The sequence below is a fragment of the Pseudomonas nicosulfuronedens genome (assembly GCF_005877905.1).
Taxonomy (GTDB): domain Bacteria; phylum Pseudomonadota; class Gammaproteobacteria; order Pseudomonadales; family Pseudomonadaceae; genus Pseudomonas; species Pseudomonas nicosulfuronedens.
Window position 1 is genome coordinate 67,126 of record NZ_SWDV01000019.1, and the last position, 24,675, is coordinate 91,800.

Below are 24,675 nucleotides of genomic sequence, written 5' to 3' on the forward strand. Positions count from 1 at the left end.
CAAAACCTAAACCACCTTTCGAGCCCTGCACGCATCGTGACCACTACCGCCATCGACTATTCACCGACTTCCGCCGTGGGCAGCGCTCAGCGCGTGCTCGGCCTGCGCGACCTGTTCTCCCTCTGGTTCTCCCTGGGCATCGGCCTGATGGTGCTGCAGACCGGCGCCCTGCTGGCGCCGGGCCTGGGCCTGGCCGGCGCGCTCGGCGCGATCCTGCTCGGCACCCTGGTCGGCGTGCTGCTGCTGGCCAGCGCCGGGGTGATCGGCACCGACACCGGCCTGTCCGCCATGGCTTCGCTCAAGCTCAGCCTGGGCAGTCACGGCGCTGCGTTGCCGGCGTTGCTGAACCTGATGCAGCTGATCGGCTGGGGCGCCTTCGAGATCATCGTCATGCGTGACGCCGCCAGCCTGCTCGCAACCCGCGCCTTCGGCGAGGGCGGCGCCTGGACCAGTCCGGCGTTATGGACCCTGGTATTCGGCGCGCTGGCGACCCTGCTGGCGGTTGCCGGCCCGCTCGCCTTTGTGCGCCGCGTGCTGCGCCGCTGGGGTATCTGGCTGCTGATCGCTGCGTGCGTCTGGCTGACTTTCGATCTGTTCCAGCGCGCCGATCTGGCGGCGATCTGGGCCAAGGCGGGCGACGGTTCGCTGTCCTTCGCCGTGGGCTTCGACATTGCCATCGCCATGCCGCTGTCCTGGCTGCCGCTGATCGCCGACTACTCGCGCTTCGGCAAACGTGCCGGGCACACCTTCACCGGTGCGGCGCTGGGCTTCTTCATCGGCTGCTTCTGGCTGATGGGCCTGGGCGTGGCCTACACCCTGGCGTTCGCCCAGGGCAGCGACGCCAACGCACTGCTGCTGGCGTTGGCCGGCGCGGGCATGGGCATCCCGCTGCTGCTGATCCTGCTGGACGAATCGGAGAAGGCTTTCGCCGACATCCATTCGGCGGCGGTTTCCAGTGGCATCCTGCTGCCGCTCAAGGTCGAGCTGCTGGCCCTGGCCATCGGGGTGATCTGCACCCTGATCGCCTGGTTCGCACCGCTGGAGCAGTACCAGAACTTCCTGCTGCTGATCGGCTCGGTGTTCGCGCCGCTGTTCGGCGTGGTGCTTATCGATCACTTCGTCCTGCGTCGCCGCGCGCCGGCTGCAATTCCCCACGGCTTGCGCTGGGGCTCGCTGCTGGCCTGGGGTGGTGGCGTGGTGGTGTATCACCTGCTGGCGAACTACCAGCCGGACCTGGGTTCGACCCTGCCGGCGCTGGTGGTGGCAGCGGTGTTGCAGCTGTTGCTGGGGCGTGTTGGCGTCAGGGCGCCGGCTTCGGCCTGAGGCGTTTTGCGAGAGCCGTTGCTCCGGCGTTGGGTCTGTAGGAGCGAGCTTGCTCGCGAAGCCGCCCAATGCCGGCCTTGCCGGCGGATCGCGGATGAGTCTGCTCCTACCATGGGTGCCAATATCTGGCGCAGGAGCGGACTCTGTCCGCGATGACTCATCGGCAGCTCCGGTGCTGACCTACTGCGCCCCGCGCCCCGGGAAGTAGTAGGTCTTCACGATGCCGTTCAGGCGCGGGTACGGGATCTTCAGTTCCGGGTGCCCGACCGAGTGCGGGGCGATTCGGTTGATGTCGTACTTGAGCGTCATGGCGCCGAAGGTCAGGGCGAAATGCTCGGTCGGCTGGAATGGCCAGTCCTTCGAGAAGTTCGGGTCCTGTTCGTCCAGCTTGTTCTGCAGGATCCACGCCTGGTGCGCCATGCGCGCCACCTTCCAGAAGTTGTCCTCCTGGCCGGGCAGAAGAATGTCCTGCAGGGTGAGCACCTTGTGGATACGTCGATCATAATTGATGAACGCGCGGCCGGGCTGGCCGTACTCGCCGCCGGTGAAGCGATAGCTGGACAGCTCGATGATCACCAGACCGTCATGCTGTTCGCGGATCTTGGCTTGCAGGTAGGAACTCCAGCCGGGCTGGGCCGAATCGAGGAAGCGCTTCTCGTAGACGTCCAGGCTGGCCGGCGCCGCGCCGTCGCCTTCACGGGCCAGTTGCAGCAGTTGCGCGTTGATCGCTTCGTTGAGCGCCGGCTCGTCGTCGAAGCTCAGGGTATCGAGGTTGAACAGCGGGCACTGGTCGCCCTGGCAACCGGGTTTCGGGTGTTCGAACGCGGTATGGCTCGCGCTCAGCGGCTCGTCGAGCGAGGGCTTGAACAGTCCCTGGCACGCCCCCAGTAACAGGCAGATGCTGCCCAGGGCGGCAAGTTTCAGAAGTCGCATGAGAGTCCTTGTCGTTGACGTTCGCCGGCAATGGAGTGGTTCGACCGCCATCGGCGCTGCCGGTTCGGCGGATGAGTATGAACCACTTTGGCGCGGCGGCGGCAGTGTGCGACGGTCACAGCCATCCGGCCGCCCGGCGGCCCGCGAAAGAGGCTGCGCCTGCCACGGCGGCGCGATAGGATGGCGCGAAGTTCAACGCAGAGTGAGTGGAACGGGATGTCGGAAACGTTCAAGCCAGGCCCCCAGGACATCGAGATCCAGAAGCGCGAGCAGTGCTTCAAGGGCTTCTACAAGGTCGACCGCCTGCACCTGCGGCACCGCCAGTTCGCCGGCGGCATGGGCCCGGTGCTCAAGCGCGAGTTGTTCGTGCGCCATGATGCCGTGTGCGTGTTGCCCTACGATCCGCAGCGCGATGAAGTGGTGCTGATCGAGCAGTTCCGCGTTGGCGCCATGGACGCCGGGGTCAATCCCTGGCTGATGGAGCTGGTGGCCGGGCTGATCGACAAGGACGAGGAGCCCGAGGAAGTGGCGCGCCGTGAAGCGGTGGAAGAAGCCGGCCTGACCCTCGGCGCACTCTGGCCGATCGCCCAGTACCTGCCGTCGCCCGGCGGCAGCAACGAGCTGGTGCACCTGTTCGTCGGCCGCTGCGACAGCAGCACCGCCTCGGGCATCCACGGGCTGGAGGAGGAGGGCGAGGACATCCGCGTCCACGTCATGCCGTTCGAGGAAGCACTGCAGGCCGTGCGTGACGGCCGCATCAACAACGCGGCGAGCATGCTCGCCCTGCAATGGCTGGCGCTCAATCGCGCCGAGGTCAGGGGGTTATGGGTGTGAATCTGCTGCGCGAGCGCTATCGCGTCGACCTGGCGGGTCTGCAGGCGACCTGCGAGGCGAACTACTTGCGCCTGATGCGCCTGTTGCCGGAGATGCGCGAGGCCCAGGTCTCGCGCCGCGTGGCGCTCAGCGAAGGCGAGCGGCTGCTCGGCGTGCTGGCGCTGGACGTGATCGAAGCCTGCCCGTACACCACCGTGCTGCAAGTGCGCCAGGAGCTGGGCCTGCCCTGGCTGCCGGCGCCCAAGCTGGAAGTACGGGTGTACCACGATGCGCGCATGGCCGAAGTGGTCGGCGCCGAGCAGGCGCGCCGCCTGCTGGCGATCTATCCCTACCCGAACCAGGCGATGCACCAGCCGGACGAGAAGAACCAGCTCAATCAGTTCCTCGGCGAATGGCTGAGCCACTGCCTGTCCTGCGGCCACGAGCTGGAGCCGGTGCTGCAGCGCTGAAATCGCGATGATGGCCATGTGATATGGTCGCGCCGTGATATCCTGCCCGCCCATCGCAGACTCGTGTCCCTAACTGTGATCTGTGACGCTTTCCCGGTTTGCTCAGGGGGGCGCCTGTCACCATACTTCGTCACGAATTCCCGCACGCCCGCCTCACAGGAGAAGGCGTTTTGCCCACCCAGCCCACCGCTTCCGATTCCGTCCTGGTCGTCCAGCTTTCCGACAGCCACCTGTTTGCACAGGAGAATGGCCGGCTGCTGGGCATGGATACCGCCGACAGCCTGACGCAGGTCGTCCGCCTGGTGGGCGAGGAGCAACCGGTGATCGATCTGGTGCTGGCCACGGGTGATCTCTCCCAGGATGGCTCGGTCGAGTCCTACCAGCGCTTCCGCGCCATCACGGCGCCGATCGACGCAGCGACTCGCTGGTTCCCCGGCAATCACGACGAAATGGAGCCGATGCGCGAAGCCACGGCCGGCACCGACCTGCTCGATCCGGTGATCGACCTGGGCGCCTGGCGCGTGATCCTGCTGGACTCCACCATTCCCGGCGCGGTGCCGGGGCAGATGACCGTCGAACAGATCCAGTTGCTGGAGTGCGCCATCCAGGCCGCGCCGGACAAGCACCTGCTGATCAGCTTCCATCACCATCCCATCTCCATCGGCAGCCAGTGGATGGACCGCATCGGCATCTACAACCCGGAGCGACTGTTCGCGGTCATCGACCGCTACCCGAACGTGCGCTGCCTGCTCTGGGGCCATGTGCATCAGGAAATCGACCGCATGCGCGGTGACGTGCGCCTGCTGGCCTCGCCGTCGACCTGCGTGCAGTTCACTCCGGGCAGCGAGGACTTCTGCGTCGACAGCCCGGCGCCGGGCTACCGCTGGCTACGGCTTATGGCGGATGGTGAAGTGCAGACCGGCGTTTCGCGAGTGACCGACATCGAGTTCGAAGTCGACTACAGCATCAAGGGCTATTGATCGGTCACGCTTCGAACGCCTTGCGACGCTGACCCACTTGCGGCATGCCACTTGCAGCTTGTAGCCTCCCGGCCCATGACCGCATTCCTCTATATCCACGGATTCAACAGTTCGCCCGGCTCGCAGAAGGCACGCCAGTTCACGGCTGCCATGCAGCGCCTGGGCCTGGCCGATCGGCTGCGCGTGCCTGAACTGCATCACCATCCGCGCCAGGCCATGGCGCAACTGGAATCCGCCGTTGCCGAACTGGGCCAGCCACTGCTGATCGGCAGCTCCCTGGGCGGCTATTACTCGACGTACCTGGCCGAGCGCCATGGCCTGAAGGCCGTGCTGATCAACCCGGCCGTGGCGCCGCACCGGCTGTTCGACGGCCAGCTCGGCCCGCAGACCAACTACTACAGCGGCGAGACCTGGGAACTGACCCTGGATCACGTCGCCGCACTGGCGGAACTCGAAGTCCCCGCGCCCATCGATGGCGCGCGCTACCAGGTATGGCTGCAGACCGCCGACGAGACTCTCGACTACCGTGCGGCCGAACGCTATTACCGGACCGCCGCGTTGCGCATCGAGTCCGGCGGCGACCATAGCTTCCAGCGCTTCGTCAGCCACCTGCCGTCGCTCCTGGCCTTTGCCGGTGTGCCGTCCAGCCAGTGGCGCGACGTGGATTTCTCCGAATTTGAAGCCATCACCTCTTCGACTGATTAAGCAGGAACCCCATGGCCCAGCAGAACGCCTATAACGCAGACGCCATCGAGGTTCTCTCCGGCCTCGACCCGGTGCGCAAGCGCCCGGGCATGTACACCGACACCTCGCGGCCCAACCACCTGGCCCAGGAAGTCATCGACAACAGCGTCGACGAAGCACTCGCCGGCCACGCGAAGAGCGTGCAGGTGATCCTCCACGAGGACAACTCGCTGGAAGTGATCGACGACGGCCGAGGCATGCCGGTGGATATCCACCCTGAAGAAGGCGTGCCCGGCGTCGAGCTGATCCTCACCAAGCTGCACGCCGGCGGCAAGTTCTCCAACAAGAACTACCAGTTCTCCGGCGGCTTGCACGGCGTGGGCATCTCGGTGGTGAACGCGCTGTCGACCCTGGTCGAGGTGCGGGTCAAGCGTGACGGCAACGAATACCGCATGACCTTCGCCGACGGCTTCAAGTCCAGCGACCTGGAGGTCGTCGGTACCGTCGGCAAGCGCAACACCGGCACCAGCGTGCATTTCTGGCCGGACGCCAAGTACTTCGATTCGCACAAGTTCTCCGTCAGCCGCCTGAAGCACGTGCTCAAGGCCAAGGCTGTACTTTGCCCGGGCCTGCTGGTCAGCTTCGAAGACAAGTCCACCGGCGAGCGCATCGAGTGGCACTACGAGGACGGCCTGCGTTCCTACCTGGTCGACTCGGTCTCCGAGAACCTGCGCCTGCCCGACGAGCCGTTCTGCGGCTCGCTGGCCGGCAACAAGGAAGCCGTGGACTGGGCCCTGCTGTGGCTGCCCGAGGGCGGCGAATCGCTGCAGGAAAGCTACGTCAACCTGATCCCCACCGCCCAGGGCGGCACCCACGTCAACGGCCTGCGCCAGGGCCTGCTGGACGCGATGCGCGAGTTCTGCGAGTTCCGCAACCTGCTGCCGCGCGGCGTGAAGCTGGCTCCGGAAGACGTCTGGGAGCGCATCGCCTTCGTCCTCTCGATGAAGATGCAGGAACCGCAGTTCTCCGGGCAGACCAAGGAGCGCCTGTCCTCCCGCGAGGCCGCCGCGTTCGTCTCCGGTGTGGTCAAGGATGCCTTCAGCCTGTGGCTCAACGCTCACCCCGAGCTGGGCCTGCAACTGGCTGAACTGGCCATCAGCAACGCCGGCCGGCGCCTCAAGGCGGGCAAGAAGGTCGAGCGCAAGAAGATCACCCAGGGCCCGGCGCTGCCCGGCAAGCTGGCCGACTGCGCAGGGCAGGACCCGATGCGCTCGGAGCTGTTCCTGGTGGAAGGTGACTCCGCCGGTGGCTCGGCCAAGCAGGCGCGGGACAAGGAGTTCCAGGCGATCATGCCGCTGCGCGGGAAGATCCTGAACACCTGGGAAGTGGACGGCGGCGAGGTGCTCGCCAGCCAGGAAGTCCACGATATCGCCGTGGCCATCGGCGTCGATCCGGGCGCGGCCGACCTGAGCCAGCTGCGCTACGGCAAGATCTGTATCCTCGCCGACGCCGACTCCGACGGCCTGCACATCGCCACCCTGCTGTGCGCGCTGTTCGTCCGCCACTTCCGCCCGCTGGTGGAGGCCGGCCACGTCTACGTCGCCATGCCGCCGCTGTTCCGTATCGACCTGGGCAAGGAAGTCTTCTACGCCCTGGACGAAGCCGAGCGCGACGGTATCCTCGATCGCCTGGCGGCCGAGAAGCGACGCGGCAAGCCGCAGGTCACTCGATTCAAGGGCCTGGGCGAGATGAACCCGCCGCAACTGCGCGAAACCACCATGGACCCCAACACCCGTCGCCTGGTCCAGCTGACCCTGGAAGACACCGACGGCACCGTGGAAATGATGGACATGCTGCTGGCCAAGAAGCGCGCCGGCGATCGCAAGTCCTGGCTGGAAACCAAAGGCAACCTGGCGGACTTCGCCTGATGCGCTGGCTGCTGGCCTCTCTGGGGCTGTTCGCCGGCCTCGCCGTTGCTGCCCAAGCGCCCGTCGAGGCGCCGAAGGCAGTTGCGCCGGTCGCCATTCCGGCTGCGCCGGCTTCGCTGCAGTTCGTTGCCGAGCACCCGGTGGAAGGCATGCCCAGCGGCAATCTCTCCGGGCTGGCGCTGTGCGGCAGCGAGATGTGGACGGTGTCCGACCGCGACGACGACCGTCTTTATCGCCTGCTGATCGACGACACACCGGGCAAGGCCTGGCAGGCCAGCGCCGAACCGTTCGTGGTGCCGGGCACGCCGGAAAGCGGCTTGTCCTGGGGCACCCGCGCGCGGGTGACCGTCGGCGGGCTGCTGCGTGGTGGCGCCATGGATTTCGAGGGCATCAGCTGCGACCAGGCGGGCAACCGCTACGTCGTCAGCGAAGGTTACGCGGCTGTCCTGCTGCTGCCGGCCGTTGGCGAGCCGAGCTGGCTGCCGTTGCCGCAGAACCTGCTGCGCCAGGCCCGCGCCAGCGGCCTGCTGATGGAGTTCAATGCGCTCTACGAAGGCATTGCCATCAGCGCCGACGGCAAGCAGCTGTGGCTGGCCGCCGAGCGCCAGCGCCGTGGCCTGCTCAAGGTGCATAACGAGAACGGTACCTGGAAGTGCGACGGCAACTGCGTGATGCTCAGCGAAGGCGGCACCGCGCTGCCGCCGCCGGAGCTGGGCGCAGAGCGCGCGCTGCCGATCGATTTCTCCGACCTGGCGTTATACAAGGACAAGCTGTTCACCCTGGAGCGCCTGGCGCACCAGATCTGCCGCCGCGATGCCAAGACCGGCGCGCAGGAGCTTTGCTGGTCCTTCGCCGCCGGTGCGCTGGCTCCGGAGCGTCGCTACGACCTGCCTTACGGCGTAGCCGAGGCGCTGATTCTCGACGACCAGGGGGCCTGGATCGGCCTGGACAACGGCGAGCACGCCCGCGCCGACGGTGATAGCCGCCCCTATGTGCTGCGCTTCGCGGCGCCGGCCGGCGGCTGGCTCGGTGGCAAATGAACGACGCGGTGCCGGGCAAGCGGATCGGCAAGATCATGATGTTCCTCGCCTGGGGCGCGGGCATCCTGCTGGCCACCCGTTATTTCGGCGCCTGGGAAACCCGTCAGCACAACCCCAATCCGCAGCCGCAGTCGACCCGCGGCGACGGCTACGTGGAAGTGCGGCTGGTCGGCAATCGCGCTGGCCACTATGTGGTGGACGGCCGGATCGGCAGCGAGGCGGTGACCTTCATGCTCGACACCGGCGCCACCCAGGTGGCCCTGCCGCAGCGCCTGGCCGACCGTCTCGGCCTGCCGCGAGGTTTGCCGGTGACCCTGGACACCGCCAACGGCCGCAGCCAGGGCTGGCGCACGCGCCTGCCCAGCCTGCAGCTTGGCGACATCCGCCTGACCGACGTGCCGGCGCTGATCGCGCCGGGCATGGAAGGCGACGAGGTGCTGCTCGGCATGAGCGCACTCAGACAACTCGATTTCACCCAGCAGGACGGCACCCTGGTGCTGCGCCAGCGATCTACACCGTGAGGCACGCATGAGCGAAACCCTCGATCTGAGTCTGGAGGGCGTGGAGCGCCGGTCACTGGCCGACTTCACCGAACAGGCTTACCTGAACTATTCCATGTACGTGATCATGGACCGCGCCCTGCCGCATATCGGCGACGGCCTGAAACCCGTGCAGCGGCGCATCGTCTACGCCATGAGCGAACTGGGCCTGGACGCCGACTCCAAGCACAAGAAATCGGCGCGGACCGTCGGCGACGTGCTGGGTAAATACCACCCCCACGGTGACTCGGCGTGCTACGAAGCCATGGTGCTGATGGCGCAGCCGTTCTCCTACCGCTACCCGCTGGTGGACGGCCAGGGCAACTGGGGTGCGCCGGACGATCCCAAGTCCTTCGCCGCCATGCGTTACACCGAGGCCCGCCTGTCACGCTATGCCGAGACCCTGCTGTCCGAGCTGGGGCAGGGCACCGCGGACTGGGTGCCGAACTTCGACGGCACCATGGACGAGCCGGCTGTGCTGCCGGCGCGCCTGCCCAACTTGCTGCTCAACGGCACCACCGGCATCGCCGTCGGCATGGCCACCGATATTCCGCCGCACAATCTGCGCGAAGTGGCCGCCGCCTGTATCCGCCTGCTGGATGAGCCGCAGGCGACCGTTGGCGACCTGCTTGAGCATGTACAGGGCCCGGATTTCCCGACCGAGGCGGAAATCATCACTCCGCGCGCCGACCTGCAGAAGATCTACGAAACCGGCCGTGGCTCGGTGCGCATGCGCGCCGTGTACCGCGTCGAGGACGGCGACATCGTGGTCACCGCGCTGCCGCACCAGGTCTCCGGGGCCAAGGTGCTGGAGCAGATCGCCGGGCAGATGCAGGCCAAGAAGCTGCCGATGGTGGCCGACCTGCGCGACGAGTCGGACCACGAGAACCCGACCCGCATCGTCATCATCCCGCGCTCCAACCGCGTGGATGCCGAAGAACTGATGACCCACCTGTTCGCCACCACCGATCTGGAAAGCTCGTACCGGGTGAACATGAACGTCATCGGCCTGGACGGCAAACCCCAGGTCAAGGACCTGCGCCAGGTGCTGAGCGAGTGGCTGACCTACCGCACCGACACCGTGCGCCGCCGCCTGCAGTTCCGCCTGGACAAGGTCGAGAAGCGTCTGCACCTGTTGGAAGGCTTGCTGGTCGCCTTCCTCAACCTCGATGAAGTCATCCACATCATCCGCACCGAGGACCAGCCCAAGCCGGTCCTGATGCAGCGCTTCGAACTCTCCGAGCTGCAGGCCGACTACATCCTCGACACCCGCCTGCGTCAGCTGGCGCGGCTGGAAGAGATGAAGATCCGCGGCGAGCAGGACGAGCTGGCCAAGGAACGCGCCAAGCTGCTGGCCATCCTGGGCTCCAACGCCAAGCTGCGCAAACTGGTGCGCGATGAGCTGGTCGCCGACGCCGAAACCTACGGCGACGACCGCCGCTCGCCCATCGTCGCCCGCGCCGAAGCCCGCGCCCTGTCGGAAACCGAGCTGATGCCGACCGAGCCGGTGACCGTGGTGCTGTCCGAAAAAGGCTGGGTACGTTGCGCCAAGGGCCACGACATCGACGCCACCGGCCTGTCTTACAAGGCCGGCGACGGCTTCAAGGCAGCCGCGCCGGGTCGTTCGAACCAGTACGCGGTGTTCATCGACTCGACTGGCCGCAGCTACTCGCTGGCGGCCCACAGCCTGCCGTCCGCCCGTGGCCAGGGTGAGCCGCTGACCGGCCGCCTGACACCGCCGCCGGGAGCGACCTTCGACCGTGTGCTGCTGCCTGAGGACAGTGCGCTCTATGTGCTGGCCTCTGATGCCGGCTACGGTTTCGTTGCCAAGGGCGAGGACATGCAGGCCAAGAACAAGGCCGGCAAGGCGCTGCTCAGTCTGCCCAATGGCGCGCAGGTGATGGCGCCGCGGCCGGTCGCCGACGTCGAGCAAGACTGGATCGCCGCCGTGACCACCGAGGGCCGCCTGCTCCTGTTCAAGGTGTCCGACCTGCCGCAACTGGCCAAGGGCAAGGGCAACAAGATCATCAGCGTGCCGGGCGACCGCGTGGCGAGCCGCGAGGAGTACCTCACTGACCTGGCCGTTCTTCCGACGGGCGCGACCCTGGTGCTGCAGGCCGGCAAGCGGACGCTCTCGCTCAAGGGTGACGACCTGGAGCACTACAAGGGCGAAAGAGGCCGTCGTGGCAACAAACTGCCGCGCGGTTTCCAGCGAGTGGACGCCTTGCTGGTAGAATCGCTGTCTCAGGATTGAAACGCGGCTCGATACATTCTGCCTCTGGAGCTGAGGCGCCGGTTAAGGGATGATACGTCCCTTTGGGTAACCGGCGCCGCGGCGCGTTGCCTGAAGTCATATTGGTTTTGTTGGAAGTAGCGCCGAAATTCGGCGAATGACGGTGATCCAGATGAGCGCTTTGCGCGCCTTGGCCTATCTTTCCCTCGTCAGCCTCCTCGGGCTGGCGGGTTGTACGGTGAATCGACCGACCCAGCTGTTCCAGCTGGATGCGGGCGCGGTTCCTGTCCCGACCCGTGACAACGGCGTCGCAGTACTGCTCGGCCCGGTTTCCCTGGCCGATTACCTGAAACGCGAGACCATGGTCCAGCGTCAGGCCGACGGTATCCTCAACCTGTCGACCGAAGCCCGCTGGGCCGGCAGCCTCGAGACCAACGTCAGCCAGCAACTGATGCGCCTGCTCTCGGGCGAGCTCGATAGCACCCGCCTGGCACTGTTCCCGGAGAAGCCCGGCTTCACCCCGCAGGTCCAGGTCATGCTGACCATCAGCCGCCTGGACTCCGGCCCCAAGGAGCCGGCGGTGCTGGAGGCGCGCTGGCGTCTGCTCGACCAGAAGGGCGAGCTGCGCGACAGCCGCGTTTTCCGCGAGGAAGAGGCGCATTCTGGCAGCGTGCAGGACCAGGTGCGTGCGCAGGGTGACCTGCTGCGCAAGCTGTCGGTGCAACTGGCCCGTGACGTGCGTCCGGTCGCCGCAGCGGTTGCCGAGCAGCAGGCTACGCCGCCACGCAAGCCGGTTGTGGTCAACACCGAGCAGGCGGCCAAGCCCAAGGAAGAAGGGCCGAAGATCCCGCTGGTGGTGCCGATCCGCACCGATGTCGAGGTCTACCGCTTCTAAGCCGATCACAGCGATCGTGGTATTCGCGGCCCGCAGAGCATAGCTTTGCGGGCCGTTTTGCTTCTGTCGTGGCCTGTTTTGACATCTTCTTGACGGCCCCTGTGGTATCTACGGGCGCTTGTGCAGGTTATTGGCGCCCGGACATTTTCCGCGCGGAACCTGCGAGAGACTCGCGCGTGTCTTCACTCCCTCAATTTTCCAGTGTTCAGGCGGATTCCGCCCTGAATCGTCAGACGCTTTGCGTGATGCTGGCGGCGCTGGTGCTGTTCCTGCTCGGTGTGCAGGGCGATGCCTTCGTCGGCTTCGACTCGCGCTTCGTACTGTTCGCGCGCGAAATGCTGCGCCACGGGCCGGGCTGGTTCCCCACCACCTACGGCGTTCCTTATCCGGACTATCCGGCCACCTCGACCTTTCTGACCTACCTGCTCTCGCTGCCGCTGGGGCGGGTGACCGAATTCACCGCTTGGCTCCCTACCGCGCTGGCCGCGGCGATCTGCACCGGTGTCGTGTATCGCCTGGTGGCGCCGCTCTCCCGCTGCTGGGCGCTGGTCAGCGTGGCGATGTTGCTGCTGACCGCCACCTTCGTCAGCGAAACGCGGGCCGTGTCCCTTGATCTGATGGTGGCCGCGGTCGGCCTGCTGGCCTTCTACGTTGCCTTCCACGCCGAGCGCCATGGCGTGCCGGGCTTGCTGCTGCGCCTGCTGCCATTGCTGCTGGCCGGTTTCGCGCTGCGCGGCCCATTGGGGCTGGTGGTGCCGGCAGGCATGGTGTGCAGTCAACTGCTGCTGGACCGGTGCTGGAAGCGGCTGATCGCCTTCTCGGCGAGCGCGCTGGCGCTGTTGCTCCTCTGCGTGTTCGCGCTGATCGCCCTGGCACGCTCGGTGGGTGGCGAAGCCTTTGTCCAGGACGTCCTGCAGATGCAGGTGATCGGTCGGCTGGATGGTTCCGCCGGCTCCAGCGATGCGCTGTATTACTTCCGCAGTTCCCTGGGTAACTACGCGCTGGCCTTCCCGCTGGCGCTGCCGGCGCTGGCGCTGCTCTGGCAGCGTCGCCGCGAGCCGGCGTTCCGTCTGGTGGCAGGCTGCGCCCTGGCGGCGCTGGTGGTCATGGCCGGGCTGTCGGTGCCGCAGGCCAAGAAGGCCCGCTATATCATTGCGCTGGCGCCGCTGGCCGCCATCGTTGCGGGCTACCCGTTCATGGTCGCCGGCAGCCGTTTGGCGCAAGTGCTGCGTGGCTTGCTGCGAGCGCTGTGGCTGGTTTTGCCGGTCCTGCTGCTGGCGGGTTTGTGGCTGGCCTGGAAGCGTTATCCACAGGAACTTGCCGCGCTGGGTTGGCGCTTGCCGGCGTGCATCGTGGTGCTCTCCGCTCTGCTGGCTTTCGGCGCACTGCGCTGGCGACGTCCGGCAGCACTGGCGCTGGGCGCCGCGCTCGCCCTTTGGGCCAGCTACATCCTGGTCTTCGAGCCAATGGAGCGCCGCCTGTACGACAGTCAGGGTTTTTCCCGCGAAGTGCTACGCCAACTCGACGCTCAGCCCGCGCCCCTGGCGCTCTATGGCATGGCGCCGGACGCGCAGGCGATCAAGCTGATGGTCAATCTCGATCGCGACCTGAAGCCGCTGTTCGTTGACCGTCCTGAGCAGTTGGCGGCGCAGAGCGGCCCGTTCTACCTGATGATCCAGGCTCGCGACGCCGAGCGCATTGCTACCACCTTGCCTGCGGCTTCCCAGCTGTTGTTCGAAGGCAGTTTCGACAAGAACACTTTCCGCCTGCTGCGCCTTCCCGGAGTGGGCACCAAGCCGTGATGAAAGCACTGACTTCCCTGCTCGCCTGCTGCCTGCTGCTGGGCGGTTGTGGTGATTCCGATACCCAGGATGTGGTCGAACGGGACCAGGCGTTCTTCCGCCAGCACCCGTTGCCACCGCTGGAGATCGTGTCCGGCGGCGGCAGCTTCGTATTGCCCTTGCTGCCCGATACCCAGTTCTACGCGGAGAACAACCACCGCAAGCGCCACCTGTTCCGCAGCGAGCAACGTTTCCCCGACCTGCCGTACCAGCCGGCGCTGGCGTTCTTCGCGCAGACATTCTGGCTGGCCAAGTACGCCGAGGTGCTGCAGGTCCCGATGGTGGTGCACCTGGGCGACGTGGTGGAAAACGCCGGTGTCGTCACCCAGTGGCAGACCGCCAGCGGCGCCATGCGTACGCTGGAAGAACGTGGCGTGCCCTACAGCATCGCCACGGGGGAGCGTGACGTGCACGAAGAGGCCAGCACGGATGATCGTCGCTCCTTCCTCGATCGTTTCGCGGACCACTTCGGCCCCGAGCGCGCCGCCTGGCAGAGTACCTACGTCGGCAGCGATCCCAAGGGCCTGAGCCAGGTGCACCTGTTCCAGCGATATGGTCAGTCGTTCCTGCTGCTGGCGCTGGACTGGAGCCCCTCCGAGGCCACCCTGGCGTGGGCCCAGAGCGTCATCGACGAGCATCCCCATGTGCCGGTGATCCTTGCCTCGCACAGTATCCTGCGACGCAGCGCTGGCGGCCTGGCGGAGCTGTCCCGCGAGGACAACGCCAGCGGTGTGCTGCTATGGGACCGGCTGATTCGCCGCAATGACCAGGTATTCCTCACCCTGAATGCACACGCCGATGGGGCTGCGCACACACGGATGCTCAATGACCTGGGGCACAGTGTGGACATGGTGATGGTCGACTATCAGCACCAGTACCTGGGAGGGAACGGCCTGTTGCAACTCCTGGAGCTGGACCTGCAGCGCAATAGCCTCGCCGGGTTGTCGCTGTCGCCCTGGGTGCTCTGGAAGCGCCAGGTCTACCCGCAAGCTTTCAAGCCCTGCGCGACACCGCAGGCCTTGCATGATTGCGATCAGCTGATGCCGGAGGATTCTCCCGGCTGGGACAATCGCTTCCAGGTCGAACTGGATTACCAGGCGCGCTTCAGCAGCTTCCAGGGCTACAGTGCGCAGCTGCCTTTGAAGAGCGCACAGGCTTCGTTGCTGGAGCAGCTCCAGGTGCAGTTGGGCAAGCGCTGATTCAGTCGTTTCGACGCAGCACCCGGCGCAGGACGATACCGGCCGCCGCCACGCCCAGGCAGGGCAGCCAGACCCAGCGCGCCTCCGAGATCAGCACCTCCAGCCCGCGTGGGCTGAGAAAGCGCGACAGGCCGATCGGTGAGACTTCGATGGGGTGCAGCGGCAGGAAGTAACGCTGGTCGCTCCAGGGCCAGAACCATGCGACTCCCAGGCCGCCGTCGGTCATCGCATCCAGCACGCTGTGGGAGGCGGTGGCGAGGCCGACCCACAGGCCGGCTTTCAGCGGGCCGCTGCCCAGCAGGCGGCAGCACAGCGCCCCGAGTACTCCCATGCATGCCGCAAACAGCAAGGAATGGCTGAAGCCGCGATGGCCGAAGGCGTCGTGGTAGGCGATGCCCAGCTTGAAGGCGACCACATCGAGGTCGGGCAGGCAGGCGGCGAGCATGCCGGCCAGCAGCAGGCGCGGCGGGATGAAGCGCGAGCCGAGCGCCAGGCCCACGGCGAGCGCGGGCAGGGGATGGGTGATCAGGGTGGTCATGGAATCCGTTCCACGAGGGGCCAGGCGGCCCCTCTCTCTTTTCTATTGGCGGTCAGGTCGTGCGCAGGGCGCGCATACGCGAGAGCTGACGCTCCAGCATGGACGGGTAGGGTTCCTTCAGCCATTCCACGCAGCAGGCGTTTTCCGGGCTGGCGATGGGGCGAATGCGTGCCCGCTCGCGGACCTTCTCGTCGTCGCCGATGGATTTCTCCACCAGCAGCAGGTTGCGGCTGTGCTGACTAAGGGCCAGGGCGTCCTGGGCGGAAGCGTCCTGCAGCAGGTCTGCCTGCTCCAGGTCGGCGACGTCCTCGCCCAGCACCAGGCCCAGTTGCAGTTGCAGGGTGATGCCGCTGTCGGCCACTTCGATCTGCAGGGCATGACCCAGGGCGCGCATCAGCTCGCCGCAGCAAAGGGCGTTGGTGAGGAATTCCTCGTCCTGGTCGCGGCTGTGGAAGAGGATCAGGCTGCCGCCGTCGCTGAGGGTATAGAGCGCGCCCTTGTACAGGCGCGCGGCCTGCTCCAGGCAGTCGCGGTAGCGCTGCAGCAGGTCGACCAGGCGGGCGCGCGGCAGGCGGCGCAGCTGTTCCTGGGCGCCCAGCTGCACGGCCAGCACGGCGCTGGTGCCGGTGGAAACCGGCTCCGGCTCGGCTTCAGGCTCTTCTTCGTCGACGCCGATCTCGTCTTCGGCTTCGTCTTCGGTCAGCGCCTCGAACTCTTCCTCCGGGAAGTCCTCGTCGGCGTCGGCCTTGCGGCGCGCGGCGGGGGTGAGCAGTTCGTCGTCGGAGAAGATGTTCTCGTCGAATTCGTGTTCGTCAGCGGCGTCGTTGGCATCCAGAGACGGCTCTCTGGGTGCGGGCTTGCCAGCCTTGGCCGGCGCTTTCGGGCGCGGTGCGGGGGCGCTGACCACCGGCTCGGGGGCCGGCGGCTTCTCGGGTGCCAGGCGCGCTTGCAGCTGTCGGGCAAGGTCGCCGATCTCGTTCTGCAGGCCGGCGCCCGGCGCGCTGTCGTCCGGATCGCGCAGCCAGACGCGAAGTTGTAACAGTGGTGTGGAAATCTGCCGGCCCAGGCGCAGGCCGAAGGTCAGGGTGAGCAGCAGCAGGATCAGGCTGATCAGCCCCATGCTCTGCAGGCTGACGGTCATCGGCTGCTCGAACTGGTGCATGTCGAGGCTGATGCGCAGGTGACCGGCGATCACTTCCTGGAAGGTGATGGGCGTGGAATACAGGCCTTCGGCGTCACCCAGCAGGCCCTGCTTGGGGCGCGTGCCGGACTCGGCGAGGATGCGGTTGTCCACGCTGTAGATAGCCGCGTGGGCCACCAGCGGATTCTTGGTCAGGTTGTTGAGCAGCACGTTGAGGCTGAGGATGTCGTTGGACACCAGCAGCTCGGTGGCCGACTGCGCAGTCTGCGTCGTCAGGCTCTGGCCGAGGGCGTCGGCCTGCTGCTGCATGGCCTGCTTGAACTGCAGACCCATCACGCAGGCGTAGATCACCAGGGCCGTGGCCACCAGCAACAGGCCGTGAACGGCGATGCGCAGGGCAATCGGCACGCGGCGCTGACGCAGGGCGTGGAAGAGCAGCAGGAAGAAATTGTCGGGCTTGACGGAGGTGGGCCGGGTCACAGCGGGCTCGGTCTTCTTTAGGGCAGATGTGGGGCAGTATAACGAGGCCCTACCGGGGGGCAAAGCGCCGCAGGCGCTGTCAAGCCGGCGAAAGTCTGTGTGCTGCGTCGATCCGCCGTGCATTCCGATCGGCGGTGCCGTCTCTTGAGCCGTGGGCGGGCGGGCGAGCGGAGCATCCGCAGGCCGTGAAAGCAGGTAGAATGACCGCCTTTTTTCCATGGCGGAGACAGCGCCTTGCGCGAGATCGTCCTGATCAACATCACCGGGGAAGACCGCCCCGGCCTCACTGCGGCCATTACCGGCGTCCTGGCGCAGGGGGGCGTGAACATCCTCGATATCGGCCAGGCGGTGATCCACGACACCCTGTCCTTCGGCATCCTGGTGGAAATTCCGGATAACGAGCGGGCCTCGTCGGTGCTCAAGGACGTGTTGTTCACGGCCTACAAGCTCGACCAGCAGGTACGCTTCACGCCGGTCTCCGAAGACGACTACCGTCAGTGGGTCGGTGGCCAGGGCAAGCCTCGCCACATTGTCACCCTGCTGACTCGCCGGGTAACCGCCGAGCAGCTGCAGCGGGTCAGCTCGATCACCGCCAAATACGGCCTGAATATCGACCAGATCGATCGCCTGTCAGGGCGCATGCCGCTGGACATGCCGGCTGACGAAGGCAAGGGCTGCATCGAATTCTCCGTGCGCGGGGAGCCGGCCGATCCGGCGGCACTGCGCGCCGAGTTCCTCAGCGTGGCCCAGGAGCTGAACGTCGACATCGCCTTCCAGCAGGACTCGGTGTTCCGCCGTAATCGCCGCCTGGCGGTGTTCGACATGGACTCGACGCTGATCGAGGCCGAAGTGATCGACGAACTGGCCAAGGCCGCGGGCGTCGGTGAGCAGGTCTCCGAGATCACCGAGCGCGCCATGCGCGGTGAGCTGGACTTCCGTGCCAGCTTCAAGGAGCGCCTGGCGCTGCTGCAAGGTCTCTCCGAGGACGTGCTGGAAGAGATCGGCGCCTCGCTGCGCCTGACCGAGGGTGCCGAAACCCTCTTCGCCGAGCTCAAGCGCCTGGGGTACAAGACCGCCATTCTTTCCGGTGGCTTCAGCTACTTCGCCAAGCAGCTGCAGGCGAAGCTGGGCATCGACTATGTGTTCGCCAACGAACTGCAGATCGTTGACGGCAAGCTGACCGGCGTAGCCATCGAGCCCATCGTCGACGCCCAGCGCAAGGCCGACCTGCTGCGTGAACTGGCGGCGAAGGAAGGTCTGCAGCTTGAGCAGACGATTGCCGTGGGCGACGGTGCCAACGATCTGCCGATGCTCGGCCTGGCCGGCCTGGGCGTGGCCTTCCGAGCCAAGCCGCTGGTCAAGCAGTCGGCCAAGCAGGCGATCTCCACCCTTGGGTTGGATGGCATCCTGTACCTGCTCGGCTTCCGTGACCGCGAAGGTGCCTGACGAGCGCTGAACGCTGCTGAAAAGAAAAAGCCGCCCCAAGGGCGGCTTTTTTGTCTTTGTCATTATCCGTCGTGCGAGCTGGAGAGCGCTTTTTTGTAGGAGCGAGCTTGCTCGCGAACCGCGCCCAGCATTGGAGGTACCGGTTGACTCTGTTCGCGAGCGAGCTCGCTCCTACAGGTTCCCTCCCGGATCACTCGTCCGAGGCGAAGTCGTAGTCCATCGCCTGGCTGGGGCCCTGCAGGTAGCGGCCCTGGATGTAGTTGGCGCCGGCCTGCCACAGGGTGGCCAGGGCGGTGGCGCTTTCCACCATGGGCACGATGGTCAGCTTGGCCTGGGCGTGCAGGCTGGCCATCAGCGTTTTCAGGTTTTCCTGGTTCTCCGGGACGTTCAGGTCCTGCACGTAGGAGCCGTCGACCTTTACGAAGTCGACGTTCATGTGCTTGAGCGTGTTGAACGGGTTGAGCGCGCAGCCGAACTGACAGAGTGCGATCTGGCAGTGCAGTTCGGCCAGGCCCTGGCTCAGCACCTTGGCCTGACGCAGGAAGGCGATGGCATCCGGTTCGCTGATCTGCACGATCAGCGCGTCGGCCGGCAGGCGCGAGGCCTTGAGTGCCACGCTCAGCCAGGGGAGTAGTTCCGGGTCCTGCAGGCTGGCGCTGGAGAGGTGCACGAAGAGTTTGGTTTCGTGCCCCTTGGCGCGGTGCTCGGAGAGCAGCTTGATGGAGTTGAGCAGTACCCAGCGGTCGATCTTCTCGGCCAGGCCGCTGGACTTGGCGGCGTTGAGGAAGTCTGCCGGCGGCACTTCCTCGCCCTGCGGGTTGAGCAGGCGCAGCAGCACTTCATAGTGTTCGTGGGTGTCGCCGCGCAGGCTGATGATCGGCTGGAACAGCAGGCGGAAACTGTTCTGCTCCAGCGCCTGGCGGATGATCGCGCTGATATCGCCGCGGTAGGCGGCGGCGGCCAGTTCATCGGCCGGGTTGAAGACCTTCAGGCCATTGCCGTTCTTCTGCGCGACCTCGTCGGCGCCGCGGTGGGCGCGTTCAATGACGTCCTGGGCGCGGGTGGTCTTCTCGTCCAGCCCGGCAGTGCCGATGGAGAGGGTGACCTGTGCGGTGCGGCCATGGATGTCGAACAGGTGGCCTTCGATTTTCTTCAGCAGCGAGCTGAAGCGCGGTGCGGAGTGCTCCGGTGCCTCGCCCGGCAGCAGCACGGCGAACACGTCGTCGCTCAGGCGTGCCAGTTGAGCCGGCTCGGGGAATTGCCCGCGCAGCAGGTTGCCCAGGTCCGCCAGCAGCAGGTCGATGCTGGCAACGCCCAGGTCCAGTTGCAGCGCCTGGGCGCGGTCGAGTTGCATGTAGGCGAAGGTGGCTGGCTGGCCGGCGGTCACCGCGCGCTCCACGGCGCTGTCCATCAGGTCGAGGAAGTGGGCGCGGTTGTACAGGCCGGTGACCAGATCCTGGCTGCTGACTTCGCGGAGTTTTTCCTCGAGCTGGGCGTTATCCGACTCGGCGCGGATCACCACCTGGATGCACGGTTCGCCGTCATAGGTGGCGGGCGAGAAGGTCATGCGCGCGGCGAAGGCCTGGCCGTCGCTGCGGATGCCGCTGCAGGCGAGTTCGGCGTCTTCGGTGGTCTGATAGCCCTTGAGGAAGTCCTTGAAGGTGGACTGGTCGCAGCCGGCGATCAGGTCGATCATCGGCATGCCTTCCAGCTCCTCGGCGTCCTCGTAGCCGAACAGGCCGACGTAGGCGCGGTTGGCGTAGATGTGCATGCCGTCGTGGACGTAGGTGATCGCGTCCACCGAGCTGTCCAGCAGCAGTTGGCAGCGCTTCTCCGCTTCACGCAGGGCGACTTCGGCGGAGCGGCGGGCGCGGCGCTCCTCGAGGTTGGACAGCTCACGGTTGGCGACCAGGATCAGTCGCTCGTCCTCGCCTTGCGGCAGGGCATCCTGCGCGCCGAGGGCCAGGGCCTCGGTCACGGCGTCGGAATCATTGCCGCTGACCAGCTGGATGAAGGGAATGTCCTTGGCCTGGCGGCGAATAGCGCCCAGCGCTTCGCTCGGGTCCAGGGCCTCGGCTTCCGGGGCCGCGATCAGCAGGTCCCAGCCCTGGGGCAGGATGTCCGTCAGGTCTTCACTGGAGGTGATGCGGTGGACGCGGGTCGCACGACCGGCGTTGCGGAACAGGCTGACCAGGCGCTCGGCTTCGTTCTGCGAGTCTTCCAGGATCAGCAGGCGGATGGTTTTCTTTTCATTGGCCATGGGGAAGGCTGCTTATACCGCGCTGGACGGCAGCAAAAAGGCGACGAAAGGGAATTCCCGGAATCTACAGAGACTTCCACAGCGAGTCAAAGTCTTCCTCCCCTCCAGCGCCGCGAGCATTCGGGGCTGTGATGGGCTTATCGCTCGGTACGCCGGCTGCATCCTGTGCCTGGTATTCGAACTGGGTGAAGCTGGCGGTGGCGGTGACCTTGCGTGTCAGGGTGGCGCGGCGTTCGTCCCCCTGCAGGTTGAGCTGCACGCGGTTGCCTTCCTGGAAGGGCAGGCGCGGGGTGATGACGGTGGCTGGGCGGGAGATCGCGGCGATCTCAGGCAGCAGCAGGGCGCGCAGGTACTGGCTGCCCTGCTCGGTCTTGCGCAGCAGTTGCAGGCCACAGGGTTGGGCAAGCGGGGCGATCAGTTCGATGCCCATCTGCGTGCCGCCGCCACGGACCTGACGGATCCAGCGCACCACGGCGACGCTCCAGCTGTGCTCCGGGGTGTCCTGGATGCCGAGCAGCTCACCGGCCTGCAACTGGCTGGGAATGTCCTTTGGCCAGGTCAGGCAGTAGCCGCCTGGGCTGTGGTTGACGATGTTCAGGGTGAACACCGGGTAGTCGTCGCGCTGGGTTTCCGTCACCCCGCCCAGGCTCAGGTTGGAGTCGTCGACGGCGCGAGGCGCGGTGTATTCGATTTCCTCCAGTGGCATGCCGGGCTGCCAGTCGTTGACCTTCTGTGCATCGAAGGCGCCTGACCAGGCATCTTTGACGTCGGCCTTGAAGGTCGGCACCTGTTCCTGCACCTGGATCTTCAGCAGGTCATTGAAGCTTTTGCGGCCGGCGAGGAAGTAGTGCAGGGCGCTCATGCCGATGCACAGGGTCAGCTGGCCCTGGCCGGGGGTGCGGTGGAAGGTGCGTTCGGCGATGTCGCCCCAGGCTGCGGCGAGGTGCTGCAACAGGTCGACGCTGACCCCCTCGGGCACTTTCAGGCGCGCCTGCGCGCGGTTTTCCGGAGGCAGCAGGAGGTACTCGCGGATCACGTCCACCAGCGGCTGCGGGTCGATGCCCAGGGCGCCGGCAAGGTCGCTGTCCTTGAACAGGGTGCGGTAGCGCGGCGGGCCATCCACCTGCGGCACCACCACGAACAGGGTGGAGGGTGCATCAGCCGCCTGGACTCTTACCTGTGCGGTCCAGCCCTCGAGGACTTCGGCGACGCGGGCGATATTGTTCTGGCGCATCTGGTTGCAGCGCGCCGAGCCAAGCATCAGCGCGACGAGATAGGAGTGCTCGATGGACAGCCCTTGGGATTGGCGTGCCAGGGCATCGCGCACGGGGGTGTTCTGCAGACCGTGCTGGCGGGCGAGCTGGTAGAGCTGGTGGAGTTCCAGCCAGAGGTTTTCCGGCACCGGGCAGTACAGCTGGGAGGCACGCACCAGCGGGCCGCAAAGGCTGCGGATGGCGCGCTGGATGGCGGCGGTCATGACCTGCGCGCGCTCGCGGGTGAAGCGCGAGGCCTCGCGCACGACAATCAGCTTGTAGCCGATGGCCAGGTGGTTCTGCAGCGCCTGGCAGAGGTTCGCGACCTTGCGCGGACGCTCGTCCAGGACGATCGACTGGTTGAGGAAGTGGCGTTCCAGGTTATGGCAGACGAAGTGGACTTCCGGACGGAACAGTTCCAGCAATTGCAGGCGCGTCTCGACCGGCAGCTTGAGCTGGTTGAGTTCGATCAGCCCCTGGTAGAGCTGGCGGGCCGTTTCCCCGAGGTTGGCCTTGGGCAGGTGATCCAGCCAGTTTTTCAGCTCGCGCGCGTTGGCGTTGCAGAAGCTCAGGCTCTCGTGCGTCGGGGTGGGGACACGTAGAAACTGCTGGGGACTGTTGTCCATGGTGGGAATGGTTTCTCCACAATCCGGCTCGTTGTACGAACCGGTTGGTCATAACTGTCGGCTTTTTCCGAACTCTAGCAGCATCCGTCGCGCGCCGCAGCCCATCGCCCGGATGGTGCGCGGACAGGTCACGCCAGCGGTGTTTCGCCTGTTAACTGTCGTTGCAGTGCGTTTTTTGCCGAGTCCTGCGCTGTGCTGCGCACCCAGCCGTCGCCCTGGGCGATCACCGGATGGGCGGCCCAGTCGAGCAGGTCCTGGCGGCGGCACACGCCGGTGTTGCCCTTGCCGGCGCCGGCCACCACCTTGTAGACCAGTTGATCCTGGCGGCCGCGCTTGTCCGGGTGGTCGTCGATCACCTGACGCACGGCCCAGGCATCGCCGCTCAGGGCGTTGCTGTAGCTGGCGCCGAGCAGGACATCCTCCGGCGTCAGGCGCTGCGCCTGGGCGTGCTCCTGGGCCAGCTGGAGAATCTTCAGCAGGTCGTCGAACTGCACGTCGATGTACGAATCCATCTTGCGCAGCGCGTGGTAGAGATCTTCCGGCGCGGGGCCGGCCGGCAGCTTCGGGGTTTGCGGCAGGCGTGCCAGTGGCGCGGGGTAGCGGCGCCAGGCGAACAAGCCGTTGAAGAGCACGGCAACGGCGAGGATCAGCGCCACGTTGAGCAGTACCGGGCTGAGCACGTAGTGGAAGCCCAGCGCACTGATTGCCGGCCCGCCGGACACCGCCGCCAGCGCGGTGGCGCCACCCGGTGGGTGGATGCAGCGGGTGTAGTGCATGACCAGGATCGCCGCGCCCACCGCGAGAGCGGGGGTGAAGGCCTGGCCGGGAAAGAGTTTCTGGCAGATCACTCCGACGATGGCCGAGAGGACCTGGCCGCCGAGCACCGCCCAGGGCTGCGACAGCGCGCCGTGGGGGACGGCGAACAGCAACACGGCACTGGCGCCCATGGAGGCGACGACCCAGATGGCCGCTTCGCTGGGCAGGACCCAGTGGGTGACGGCATAGATGACGGCGATGCCGCACAGCGCTCCGATTGCGGAGAGCCATTTCTCGAGATGGCTGGTGGCGTTGGCACGCCAGCCCATCAGATGCAGGAAGCGTTTCATGGCAGGGAATTGGCACGATGAGGCGGAAAGCGTTGGCGGGCGACTCGTTGGCCGCCCGCCTTATAGGAATGGGCGTCAGCCCTGGCGCGCGCCACCCAGGCGCTCGCCCATGCGCACGGCGCTGGTGGCAGCGAGGTTTTCCGCCCAGCTCACCTGCTCCGGCCCGAACAGCACGATGGCGGTGGAACCGAGCTTGAAGCGGCCCAGCTCGGCGCCTTTCTCCAGGTGGATCGGTGCGCGGGAAGCTTCGTCGTAGGAGAACGACTTCAGCTCTCGCTTGGGCGGGGTCACCAGGCCGGCCCAGACGGTTTCGATGGAGGCGACGATCATCGCGCCTACCAGTACGACCGCCATCGGCCCGCGCTCGGTGTCGAAGATGCACACCACGCGCTCGTTGCGGGCGAACAGTTCCGGCACCTGCTCGGCGGTCAGCTGGTTCACCGAGAACAGGCGGCCTGGCACATAGACCATCTCGCGCAGGGTGCCGGCCAGCGGCATGTGCACGCGGTGGTAGTCCTTGGGCGACAGGTAGACGGTGGCGAATTCGCCGCCCATGAAGGGCGCGGCGCGTTCGGCGTCGCCGCCCAGCAGTTCCATCAGGCTGTAACTGTGGCCCTTGGCCTGGAACACACGGCCGTGCTCGATCGGGCCGAGTTGGCTGATGGCGCCGTCGGCGGGGCAGAGCACGGAGCCGGCGGTGTCGTCCAGCGGGCGCGCGCCGTCTTTCAGGGCGCGGGTGAAGAAGGCGTTGAAGTGCTCATAGGCACGCAGGTCCTCGACCTGGGCTTCGCGCATGTCCACCCGGTAGCGGCGGGCGAACCAGGGGATCAGGCGGTCCTTGAACCAGGGCGCGCGGCACTCTGCGGCGCAGCCGATCAGGCGCGACAGCAGGTGATGCGGCAGCAGGTACTGGGCGAGGATGAACAGACGATCTTTGAACGACATTC

The 24,675-nt window shown here is 66.4% G+C and carries 20 protein-coding genes; 13 read left to right on the top strand and 7 right to left on the bottom strand.

The window, feature by feature from the left end:
• The first annotated feature begins 36 nt into the window (after positions 1-36).
• Positions 37-1,323 (top strand): putative hydroxymethylpyrimidine transporter CytX, encoded by a 1,287-nt coding sequence (cytX, locus tag FAS41_RS16455; protein WP_138524088.1) that lies wholly within the window; start codon positions 37-39, stop codon positions 1,321-1,323.
• Between the two features lie 180 nt (positions 1,324-1,503).
• Here the strand turns inward: cytX and FAS41_RS16460 are convergent, their stop codons facing one another.
• Positions 1,504-2,256 carry an RsiV family protein gene (locus FAS41_RS16460; RefSeq protein WP_138524090.1) on the bottom strand — a complete coding sequence of 251 codons (753 nt, stop codon included), beginning with the start codon at positions 2,254-2,256 and terminating at the stop codon, positions 1,504-1,506.
• 216 nt (positions 2,257-2,472) lie between these two features.
• Here FAS41_RS16460 and FAS41_RS16465 point away from each other — a divergent pair, with 216 nt between their 5' ends.
• The 11 genes from FAS41_RS16465 (at position 2,473) to FAS41_RS16515 (ending at position 14,878) form a co-directional block, all read left to right on the top strand.
• Complete coding sequence (locus tag FAS41_RS16465) at positions 2,473-3,090, top strand: NUDIX domain-containing protein (protein WP_138524092.1); 618 nt, start codon at positions 2,473-2,475, stop codon at positions 3,088-3,090.
• The gene (locus tag FAS41_RS16470; protein WP_045216166.1) at positions 3,081-3,539 is read left to right on the top strand and encodes a DUF1249 domain-containing protein; all 459 of its coding nucleotides are present in this window, start codon (positions 3,081-3,083) and stop codon (positions 3,537-3,539) included. Before FAS41_RS16465 ends, FAS41_RS16470 begins: the two co-directional genes overlap by 10 nt.
• A 170-nt stretch (positions 3,540-3,709) precedes the next feature.
• The gene (gene cpdA / locus FAS41_RS16475) at positions 3,710-4,519 is read left to right on the top strand and encodes a 3',5'-cyclic-AMP phosphodiesterase (protein ID WP_138524094.1); all 810 of its coding nucleotides are present in this window, start codon (positions 3,710-3,712) and stop codon (positions 4,517-4,519) included.
• A gap of 75 nt (positions 4,520-4,594) precedes the next feature.
• Positions 4,595-5,224, top strand: coding sequence for a YqiA/YcfP family alpha/beta fold hydrolase (locus tag FAS41_RS16480; protein ID WP_138524096.1), 630 nt, complete (start codon positions 4,595-4,597; stop codon positions 5,222-5,224).
• Positions 5,225-5,235: 11 nt separating this feature from the next.
• A complete protein-coding gene (parE, locus tag FAS41_RS16485) occupies positions 5,236-7,131 on the top strand; it encodes a DNA topoisomerase IV subunit B (protein WP_138524098.1) in 1,896 nt (631 codons plus the stop codon).
• Positions 7,131-8,171, top strand: coding sequence for an esterase-like activity of phytase family protein (locus tag FAS41_RS16490; protein ID WP_138524100.1), 1,041 nt, complete (start codon positions 7,131-7,133; stop codon positions 8,169-8,171). Before parE ends, FAS41_RS16490 begins: the two co-directional genes overlap by 1 nt.
• Positions 8,168-8,692, top strand: coding sequence for a retropepsin-like aspartic protease family protein (locus FAS41_RS16495; RefSeq protein WP_138524102.1), 525 nt, complete (start codon positions 8,168-8,170; stop codon positions 8,690-8,692). Before FAS41_RS16490 ends, FAS41_RS16495 begins: the two co-directional genes overlap by 4 nt.
• A 7-nt stretch (positions 8,693-8,699) precedes the next feature.
• Entirely contained in the window at positions 8,700-10,964 is a 2,265-nt protein-coding gene (gene parC / locus FAS41_RS16500) for a DNA topoisomerase IV subunit A (RefSeq protein ID WP_138524104.1), read from the top strand.
• Between the two features lie 151 nt (positions 10,965-11,115).
• Positions 11,116-11,838: a PqiC family protein gene (locus FAS41_RS16505; RefSeq protein ID WP_138524106.1), complete on the top strand. Its 723-nt coding sequence runs from the start codon at positions 11,116-11,118 to the stop codon at positions 11,836-11,838.
• A 245-nt stretch (positions 11,839-12,083) separates the two neighbouring features.
• Positions 12,084-13,640 (top strand): ArnT family glycosyltransferase, encoded by a 1,557-nt coding sequence (locus tag FAS41_RS16510; protein WP_138524237.1) that lies wholly within the window; start codon positions 12,084-12,086, stop codon positions 13,638-13,640.
• Positions 13,640-14,878 carry a metallophosphoesterase family protein gene (locus FAS41_RS16515; RefSeq protein ID WP_138524108.1) on the top strand — a complete coding sequence of 413 codons (1,239 nt, stop codon included), beginning with the start codon at positions 13,640-13,642 and terminating at the stop codon, positions 14,876-14,878. Before FAS41_RS16510 ends, FAS41_RS16515 begins: the two co-directional genes overlap by 1 nt.
• A gap of 1 nt (position 14,879) precedes the next feature.
• On the opposite strand, the gene FAS41_RS16520 is transcribed toward FAS41_RS16515, so the two are convergent.
• Together FAS41_RS16520 and FAS41_RS16525 are read right to left on the bottom strand one after the other, a co-directional pair.
• Positions 14,880-15,416: a metal-dependent hydrolase gene (locus tag FAS41_RS16520; protein WP_138524110.1), complete on the bottom strand. Its 537-nt coding sequence runs from the start codon at positions 15,414-15,416 to the stop codon at positions 14,880-14,882.
• A 52-nt stretch (positions 15,417-15,468) separates the two neighbouring features.
• The gene (locus tag FAS41_RS16525) at positions 15,469-17,037 is read right to left on the bottom strand and encodes an AhpA/YtjB family protein (protein WP_138524112.1); all 1,569 of its coding nucleotides are present in this window, start codon (positions 17,035-17,037) and stop codon (positions 15,469-15,471) included.
• Between the two features lie 234 nt (positions 17,038-17,271).
• Between FAS41_RS16525 and serB the strand changes: the two genes are divergently transcribed.
• Positions 17,272-18,483 (top strand): phosphoserine phosphatase SerB, encoded by a 1,212-nt coding sequence (gene serB, locus FAS41_RS16530; RefSeq protein ID WP_138524114.1) that lies wholly within the window; start codon positions 17,272-17,274, stop codon positions 18,481-18,483.
• A gap of 190 nt (positions 18,484-18,673) precedes the next feature.
• On the opposite strand, the gene FAS41_RS16535 is transcribed toward serB, so the two are convergent.
• The 4 genes from FAS41_RS16535 to asd all read right to left on the bottom strand — a co-directional run bounded on the left by FAS41_RS16535 (position 18,674) and on the right by asd (position 24,673).
• A complete protein-coding gene (locus FAS41_RS16535; RefSeq protein ID WP_138524116.1) occupies positions 18,674-20,743 on the bottom strand; it encodes an EAL domain-containing response regulator in 2,070 nt (689 codons plus the stop codon).
• A 64-nt stretch (positions 20,744-20,807) separates the two neighbouring features.
• Complete coding sequence (locus FAS41_RS16540; protein WP_138524118.1) at positions 20,808-22,622, bottom strand: molecular chaperone; 1,815 nt, start codon at positions 22,620-22,622, stop codon at positions 20,808-20,810.
• Positions 22,623-22,750: 128 nt separating this feature from the next.
• Positions 22,751-23,728, bottom strand: coding sequence for an HPP family protein (locus FAS41_RS16545; RefSeq protein ID WP_138524120.1), 978 nt, complete (start codon positions 23,726-23,728; stop codon positions 22,751-22,753).
• 75 nt (positions 23,729-23,803) lie between these two features.
• Positions 23,804-24,673, bottom strand: coding sequence for an archaetidylserine decarboxylase (gene asd, locus FAS41_RS16550; RefSeq protein WP_138524122.1), 870 nt, complete (start codon positions 24,671-24,673; stop codon positions 23,804-23,806).
• Positions 24,674-24,675: the final 2 nt, after the last annotated feature.

Excerpts from the sequence above, each read along its gene's own strand:
- parC (WP_138524104.1), top strand. The coding sequence starts at position 8,700 with ATGAGCGAAACCCTCGATCTGAGTCTGGAGGGCGTGGAGCGCCGGTCA.
- FAS41_RS16495 (WP_138524102.1), top strand. The coding sequence starts at position 8,168 with ATGAACGACGCGGTGCCGGGCAAGCGGATCGGCAAGATCATGATGTTC.
- FAS41_RS16520 (WP_138524110.1), bottom strand. The coding sequence starts at position 15,416 with ATGACCACCCTGATCACCCATCCCCTGCCCGCGCTCGCCGTGGGCCTG.
- FAS41_RS16505 (WP_138524106.1), top strand. The coding sequence starts at position 11,116 with ATGAGCGCTTTGCGCGCCTTGGCCTATCTTTCCCTCGTCAGCCTCCTC.
- FAS41_RS16460 (WP_138524090.1), bottom strand. The coding sequence starts at position 2,256 with ATGCGACTTCTGAAACTTGCCGCCCTGGGCAGCATCTGCCTGTTACTG.
- parE (WP_138524098.1), top strand. The coding sequence starts at position 5,236 with ATGGCCCAGCAGAACGCCTATAACGCAGACGCCATCGAGGTTCTCTCC.
- asd (WP_138524122.1), bottom strand. The coding sequence starts at position 24,673 with ATGTCGTTCAAAGATCGTCTGTTCATCCTCGCCCAGTACCTGCTGCCG.
- FAS41_RS16490 (WP_138524100.1), top strand. The coding sequence starts at position 7,131 with ATGCGCTGGCTGCTGGCCTCTCTGGGGCTGTTCGCCGGCCTCGCCGTT.
- FAS41_RS16535 (WP_138524116.1), bottom strand. The coding sequence starts at position 20,743 with ATGGCCAATGAAAAGAAAACCATCCGCCTGCTGATCCTGGAAGACTCG.
- FAS41_RS16540 (WP_138524118.1), bottom strand. The coding sequence starts at position 22,622 with ATGGACAACAGTCCCCAGCAGTTTCTACGTGTCCCCACCCCGACGCAC.
- FAS41_RS16510 (WP_138524237.1), top strand. The coding sequence starts at position 12,084 with ATGCTGGCGGCGCTGGTGCTGTTCCTGCTCGGTGTGCAGGGCGATGCC.
- FAS41_RS16470 (WP_045216166.1), top strand. The coding sequence starts at position 3,081 with ATGGGTGTGAATCTGCTGCGCGAGCGCTATCGCGTCGACCTGGCGGGT.
- FAS41_RS16480 (WP_138524096.1), top strand. The coding sequence starts at position 4,595 with ATGACCGCATTCCTCTATATCCACGGATTCAACAGTTCGCCCGGCTCG.
- FAS41_RS16515 (WP_138524108.1), top strand. The coding sequence starts at position 13,640 with ATGAAAGCACTGACTTCCCTGCTCGCCTGCTGCCTGCTGCTGGGCGGT.
- FAS41_RS16545 (WP_138524120.1), bottom strand. The coding sequence starts at position 23,728 with ATGAAACGCTTCCTGCATCTGATGGGCTGGCGTGCCAACGCCACCAGC.
- FAS41_RS16465 (WP_138524092.1), top strand. The coding sequence starts at position 2,473 with ATGTCGGAAACGTTCAAGCCAGGCCCCCAGGACATCGAGATCCAGAAG.